Raw genomic sequence first — 6116 nt, 5'->3', positions numbered from 1 at the left:
CCCCCGGACAGATCCCACCCGGCCACAACACCTCCGGCGACACCGCTACCGGCCGCCCCCGCCGCATCCGATCCATCCGCCCCCATGCCGTCCAGCCTGTCCATACCATCCGCGGCAGCACCATCGAACGGCCGGACAAGCGCACGAACGGAGCGGTGACGGCTCTGTCCCTCACGTCCCAACATTCCCAACATCTGGAATTCCTCATCGCTGGCTGTGGCCTTCCAGCGGTCCAGGGACGGCACTGGTGGTGCTTGCGCGGTTTCGTCGTGTTGTCGCATGCGATGATGACGGCATGGATGTGATCGACCTGCTGGAGCGGCCCCTCTACGGGATGTCGCAGGCTGATCGCATCCTCCTGCTCCCCGCGGGGACGACCCGTCGATGGGTGGACGGCTACCGCCGCGGTGACACCGCCTACTCACCGGTCATCAGGCCGACCAGCACCGGCGACGAGACGGTCACCTGGGGCGAATTCGTCGAGACCCGTCTGCTGGCCGGTTTCCGGGCGCGAGGAGTCCCGATGATCCGGCTGCGTCCCGCGATCGAGATCGAGATCGAGTAGATTTACAGATGCTTCAGATAGAAGCTACAACGATCATCGATTGCGGAACCGGTGACGCGGGAGGACGCATGACGTCCCATCCGGCGGTTCTTGAGCTGAACAGCCCAGATGCCCCGACCCGACGGGCATCGTCGGACCTCGCATCGACCGTGGAGCAGGCGATCGCGTCGTCAGGCTCCGGATCGGTGCTGCTTGTCGCGGGTGGTGTACAGGTCGACGCACCCATGGCCGTGCTGCGCGCCCTGCTCCACACTGCTTATGAGCAGGCCGCCGGGCATCGCGTGCGGATCCTCTCCCCCGACTCCACCGGCGAACTGACCCCGAACCAGGCAGCGGCCTACCTGGGGATTTCACGCCCGTTGCTGCTGAAACTCCTCGACGACGGGACCATTCCGGCCCGGGCTCTTCCCGGCAGTCGCCACCGGCGGATCACAGTGGCCGATCTGGAGGAGTATGCGGCGCGAAAGACGAAACGGCGTCGAGCACTGGCCACCGCCATGAACGACGTGGTAGACGCCGACCTGTACCTTCCAGCCGACTGACAACATACCGGATCGTCGCCATGACCATCGCGCGCGTTTTTGTGACTGAGGAAGTCCATGCCCCCTGGTCAATGGGCTATGAATAACGCTCGTTATGTAATGTGTAATAGATTTTTGCCTTCGTGGTGGACATGCGGGGACAACCCCGCTCTCGCGCCTGGATGATGTCTCGCTAAACTGGTTGCAGTCGTTCCAAATATGGAGGTAGCCGGTGCGCGAGGTCGAGGTCAAGTATTCCGTGGCAGACCCGGAGGCGCTGCTCGTCGCCCTCAGGGCACGGGGTATTCATGTTGGCAAACCGGTCTACCAGGATGACTAGGCATTTGCCCCGGTGGGCTGGTCCTTCGGGGACAGCAGGCTTGGAGTTTCGTTCCTGCGGCTTCGCACAGTGGACGGGCGCCACTGGTTCACGCTGAAGGAGCCGGGCGTCAATACTCAGGACTGCTTGGAATACGAGACGGAGGTCGCGGACCGCCGGCAGATGCACGAGGCCATCTTGCGTATGGGGTACCGCGCGACCGTCCGCGTGACGAAGACGCGGCGCACCGGCCAGCACGGCGATGTGTCGCTGTGCCTGGACGAACTGGAAGGGGTCGGGACCTTCCTGGAGCTCGAACGCATGGTGCCCGACGACGAGCCCGCCGCCCAGGTCCAAGAGGAGCTGGCAGCCTTCGTCACGGCGCTGGGTGTCCCGGCCGCCCGCACGACCGAGACGTACGACTCCCTCGTGCGGGCAGCTCAGGAAGGGGCGGTGGTCCAGTTGCCTTCCCGCCGGGAGAGCACCGAAGCTGCCAGTACGGCGGCCACCTCTTCGGCCGTCTGAGTCCCGATGTCGTGTACCACGACGGCGTGGCCGGCGGCTTGGAGTTCGGCGGCGACGGCCCGGTACGCCTCGGCCTCGGCTGCACCGGCTTCCGGGCCGCCGCGGTGGAAGCGGTTGTAGAGGCCGCGCCGGGCCGCCCGCTCGCGGGAGCGGATGGGATCGCCGGTGAGGATGACGGTCAGGTCGGGCCGGTCGGCTTGCTCGGCCAGCGCCCATAGAAACTTGGGTGGTACACCGTCGAGGCGTTGCAACACGAGGGATGAAGCGACGTAGCGGTCGCAGACCACTACGGTGCCGCTGGCGAGGGCGGGACGGATCTCGGTTTCGAGGTGCTGGTAGCGGTCGGCGGCCACGAGGCAGGCCAGGGCCAGACCCTGGTAGTCGTCCGTGCCAAAGCGCGTGAGGCTACCCAGGGGACTGGCCGTGGGTTCTTTGGTGGCCAGCACAGGCAGGCCCTGTCCCGCGAGCTGCCCGGCCAGGGCTGCGGTGACCGTGCTCTTGCCGATGCCGCTGGGGCCGTCGATGGCAACGAAAAAGCCCCTGTTCATCGGCGGACGCTGGAACGGGCGTGCTGCTCGCGGGATAGCTCGATGAGGCGGCCCGTACCTCCTCCACATTGGCCTCCCCGAACTGGATATTCACCGAGAAATTGAATTCATCGCGCCCCCGCATGGCTTCGTCGACGCCGCCTTTGGTGAGGTCCACGGCGGTGTAGGCCAGCAACTGTGACGGCTGGTAGCGGCCGGTGGCCTACGTCGACGAGGTGGAAGTAGCGGCCCAGGAGGGAGCCTGCTTCCTCGAACTGGGCTTGACGACCGAGGCCTCGACGGCGCTGACGGAAGCCATTGATCTGCTCACCCGACGGGCGCCCCACCGGGTGCGGGACCGGGTGCACTACCTGTCCCGGCTGGCCAAATGCCAGTTGCTGGCCGGCAACGTCGAGCAGGCCTGCCAGACAGCCGGCAACGCCCTGGAGCTGAGCGAAGCCATCGGATCTACCCGGGTGGCCCTGCGCCTGAAAGAGTTTGCAGACGGCCTGGCGCCGTTCGGCGCAGTGCCCGCGGCCCGGGACTTCGGGGAGCGGTTCCGCCTGGCGACGACCTGACCCAGCGGCTTTAACCAACGAGGCCGAAGACAGCCGCCCGTAGGGCGCGGGGCCGGGTGAGATCTGGCAGGACAGCATCAGCCCCGGAAGCCTCAAGATCCCCCGCGGTACTACCGCCGGTGGCAACTCCCACCGCCCGCACGCCAGCATCGTGGGCGCCCTTCACGTCGTGCGGCGTGTCCCCGATGACGACGGTCCGGTTCGGTGGGAAGGTCACGTCGTACTTGGCCTCGGCCCGCTTGACCGCGAGCCGTACCAGTACGGTTCGGTCGCTGTCGTCATCCCCGAAGCCACCAACCTCCAGGTCAACGTGGTCTTCCAGGTCGAAGGCGTGAAGTTTGGTGGCCGCGATGGAGCGGATGTTGCCGGTCACCACGGACTGCACCGTGTCCTTGGCCACCAGGCTCGCGACAGCCTCCTTCGCACCGGGCAGGCGACGGCCGGACTCCTTCATCCGGCCTTCGAGCTGGTGGGCGGCCTGACCAAGAGCCTCGTAGAAGGCGTCGAAGGTCGGCTCGTCGTCCGGCACGCCGTTGAGCCGGAGCGTGTCCAGCAGGATCGCGCGCTCGGTGCGGCCGGTCATGTCTGCCAGCTCCCGCAGGGGACGGCCGGTCACGAACTGGAAGGCGCGGGCGTAGATCTCCCGGCTGACCGGGCCAATGGTGACGAGGGTGCGGTCTATGTCCCACAGGATGAGGGCAGGTGCGGTCACTTCACCATGATCTCACAGCCGACCCGTATGTGAATCGACTGGTTTTCCGCTTGGACCTCGACGTTCGGTGCGGCCCCGAGAACCAGAGCGGCCCCCTATTGTGAATAGCACGATTCGGTTCTACGCGGACGAGAGCGCACTCGGCGTCGGCCGGAAGCCGGAAGCCGGAAGGCGTGATGTCGTTTATCCGGGACACAAGTTCGTGCCGGAATTCCCCCTGCCGAAGAAGGCCGCACGGTTCGTGGCGGGGGTACGGCCGCAGGCCCGTTTCCTGGGTCAGGCGCCGTGGGCGCTGGTCGTGGCGAAGCCGCCGAAGGCGAAGCCGGTGAAGGCGTCGACGGCCGACAATGTAACCGGGTGGGCGCTCCGCGCCACCGGCCACGTCGCTGACCATGGGAGCCGGTGGGCAGCGCACGCCTGCGAGGAGTGAGCTCCTGGTGGGGGCCTTGCTAACCGGAGTACCGTGCCGGTACGGTGTCGGATGCGACATATGATGATCTCGGAGGAAGGGGCGCAATGGACGATCGCGTTCCCATGTGTCCCGGTCCGGTCATCCTCGACCGCGCGTACAGGGGCGTGAGGATTCGGCGGATGAGCTTCTTCCGTCGGCGTCATGTCGACTTCGGTGTCGTTGTGACCGCATCCTGTCCGGGTCCGGGCGGATCGTTCAACCGGGCATCCTGTGAAATCTCGGCCCGCCACAGGCCGAGCAGTCGGTAGTCGTTTCCGAACAGATCAGGGACGACGAGTCAGGGACTCTGGCACCAGCCACCCGGTACCCTCCGCTCCCGTATCACCGGACATTTCCAGAAACCGTCCCACGTCCTTTCGCGACGGAAGCTCTCCTGCCCCACCTTCCGTACCGACCGATGAAATCGTCACGGCCCGGTCACGTCTGTGCCAGTCGTGGCCCAGCGCCGGTCATGTTCTCGATGTTCCACCGTGCCCGGACCCGCCGGACCCGCGGTTCCGATGATTTTGCGTACCCACCGTAACAGTCCCTTCGCCTCGACATCTCACAAACAAACGCCGAGGCGTCCACATCAGAAATGTCACGGCGGCACGTCGTCCATGTCGGCGCTTCATCCGTGTCGACACGGCAACCACGTCGACATGGCAACAGGCGCACAATTATACGACACACCACAAAAGAATCCGGTCACCACAAGATTCAGCGGACGCCGCCCGCGGCCCGCCGTACCCGTATGAATGGAACACGGTGCAGAACGTCTTATCCGCTGTCAGCCGTCGGCGCCGCCACCGGCGTGGTCGACGCCCCGTTCTCGCCGCCGTCGTAGTAGCAGCGGTCGCGCTGACCGTCGCCGCCTGCGGCAGCGACGACACGGCGTCCTCGGACCCCTCCGCCGCCAGCGGTGTGCTGAGCTGGTCGATACCGCCACTGTCGACCTGGGATCCCGTCGCCTCCAACTCCGGTATCGACGTCACCCCGCTGAGCCTCGCCTACGCCTCCCTGACACGGCTGACGCCCAACGGTGATGCCGGGCCGGGACTTGCGAGCGAGTGGAAGTTCTCCCCTGACGGACTCACGCTCACCTTCACCCTCCGCCCCGGCCAGACGTTCTCCGACGGTGCACCGGTCGACGCCACGGCGATCAAACAGAACGTGGAACGGGGCAAGAACCAGACGGGTTCGCAGGTCGCGCCGTCCCTCGCCGCGATCGCCTCGGTGGACGCGACCAGCCCGACCGAGGCCGTCTTCCACCTCAGCCGCCAGGACTACGCGCTGCCCCTCGTCCTCGGCGGGCGCAGCGGCATGATCGTAAGCCCCCGGGCGCTGGCCGGTGACGTGAAGGCGCTGGCCACGAAGCCCGTGGGAGCCGGCCCGTTCTCCCTCACCAGCTACGTGCCGGACGGCCAGGCCGAGCTGACGCGCAACCCCGCCTACTGGGACGCGGCGAACATCCACCTCGCCGGGGTGACCCTGAAGTTCCTCTCCGACCCGGCCACCATCGCGGCGGCGCTGCAGAGCGACGAGATACAGCTGGCCAACTACATCTCCCCACCGCAGGCCAGGGCGCTGACCGCGGCGGGCCTCCAGGTGGAGGAGTTCCGCAGTCTGCAGATCTCCAACCTCGCCATCAATCGGACGATCAAGCCGTTCGACAATCCGAAGATTGTCGAAGCGCTGAACCACGCCGTCAACCGGCAGGAACTGCTGGACAAGCTCAACGCCGGCCACGGCGAAGTGGTCTACCAGCCCTTCCCCCGCGGCTATGTCGGTTACAACCCGTCCCTTGAGAACCTCTATGCTCACGATCCGGCAAAGGCCAAGGCGCTGCTGACCGAGGCGGGATACGACGGCACACCGGTCGTCATCAGCTACTTCACCAGCCCGGGCGGGGTGGACT

The 6116-nt window shown here is 66.4% G+C and carries 9 protein-coding genes; 7 read left to right on the top strand and 2 right to left on the bottom strand.

Annotation, left to right across the window (positions count from 1 at the left end; translation table 11 throughout):
- The 4 genes from CM1CMNOD_RS22360 to cyaB all read left to right on the top strand — a co-directional run.
- Positions 1–305 (top strand): hypothetical protein (locus tag CM1CMNOD_RS22360; protein WP_206437635.1); only part of this gene is annotated, 305 nt, incomplete at its 5' end.
- Positions 296–565 (top strand): hypothetical protein, encoded by a 270-nt coding sequence (locus CM1CMNOD_RS08980; RefSeq protein WP_013873344.1) that lies wholly within the window; start codon positions 296–298, stop codon positions 563–565. The genes CM1CMNOD_RS22360 and CM1CMNOD_RS08980, both read left to right, overlap by 10 nt.
- A gap of 68 nt (positions 566–633) precedes the next feature.
- On the top strand, positions 634–1107 hold the full coding sequence (locus CM1CMNOD_RS08975) for a helix-turn-helix domain-containing protein (protein ID WP_013873343.1): 474 nt from the start codon (positions 634–636) through the stop codon (positions 1105–1107).
- Positions 1108–1438: 331 nt separating this feature from the next.
- Complete coding sequence (cyaB, locus tag CM1CMNOD_RS08970) at positions 1439–1930, top strand: class IV adenylate cyclase (protein ID WP_241250294.1); 492 nt, start codon at positions 1439–1441, stop codon at positions 1928–1930.
- Here the strand turns inward: cyaB and tmk are convergent.
- On the bottom strand, positions 1846–2478 hold the full coding sequence (tmk, locus tag CM1CMNOD_RS08965; protein WP_013873342.1) for a dTMP kinase: 633 nt from the start codon (positions 2476–2478) through the stop codon (positions 1846–1848). The genes cyaB and tmk overlap by 85 nt on opposite strands.
- 197 nt (positions 2479–2675) lie before the next feature.
- Here tmk and CM1CMNOD_RS08955 point away from each other — a divergent pair, with 197 nt between their 5' ends.
- Positions 2676–3035: a hypothetical protein gene (locus CM1CMNOD_RS08955; RefSeq protein WP_043603364.1), complete on the top strand. Its 360-nt coding sequence runs from the start codon at positions 2676–2678 to the stop codon at positions 3033–3035.
- 10 nt (positions 3036–3045) lie between these two features.
- Here CM1CMNOD_RS08955 and CM1CMNOD_RS08950 read toward each other — a convergent pair whose 3' ends face one another.
- On the bottom strand, positions 3046–3747 hold the full coding sequence (locus CM1CMNOD_RS08950; RefSeq protein WP_013873341.1) for an HAD family hydrolase: 702 nt from the start codon (positions 3745–3747) through the stop codon (positions 3046–3048).
- Positions 3748–3949: 202 nt separating this feature from the next.
- Between CM1CMNOD_RS08950 and CM1CMNOD_RS08945 the strand changes: the two genes are divergently transcribed.
- Together CM1CMNOD_RS08945 and CM1CMNOD_RS08940 are read left to right on the top strand one after the other, a co-directional pair.
- Positions 3950–4177: a hypothetical protein gene (locus CM1CMNOD_RS08945; RefSeq protein ID WP_131773944.1), complete on the top strand. Its 228-nt coding sequence runs from the start codon at positions 3950–3952 to the stop codon at positions 4175–4177.
- 789 nt (positions 4178–4966) lie between these two features.
- The coding region (locus tag CM1CMNOD_RS08940; protein WP_131773943.1) for an ABC transporter substrate-binding protein at positions 4967–6116 on the top strand (1150 nt) is incomplete at its 3' end.

This window comes from Protofrankia symbiont of Coriaria myrtifolia (assembly GCF_900634755.1).
Lineage (GTDB): Bacteria > Actinomycetota > Actinomycetes > Frankiales > Frankiaceae > Protofrankia > Protofrankia coriariae.
This window is presented reverse-complemented; position numbering and strand designations above follow the sequence as displayed.

Bases quoted from the DNA above. Each gene is read 5' to 3' on its own strand.
- CM1CMNOD_RS08980 (WP_013873344.1), top strand. From the start codon at position 296: ATGGATGTGATCGACCTGCTGGAGCGGCCCCTCTACGGGATGTCGCAG.
- CM1CMNOD_RS08975 (WP_013873343.1), top strand. From the start codon at position 634: ATGACGTCCCATCCGGCGGTTCTTGAGCTGAACAGCCCAGATGCCCCG.
- tmk (WP_013873342.1), bottom strand. From the start codon at position 2,478: ATGAACAGGGGCTTTTTCGTTGCCATCGACGGCCCCAGCGGCATCGGC.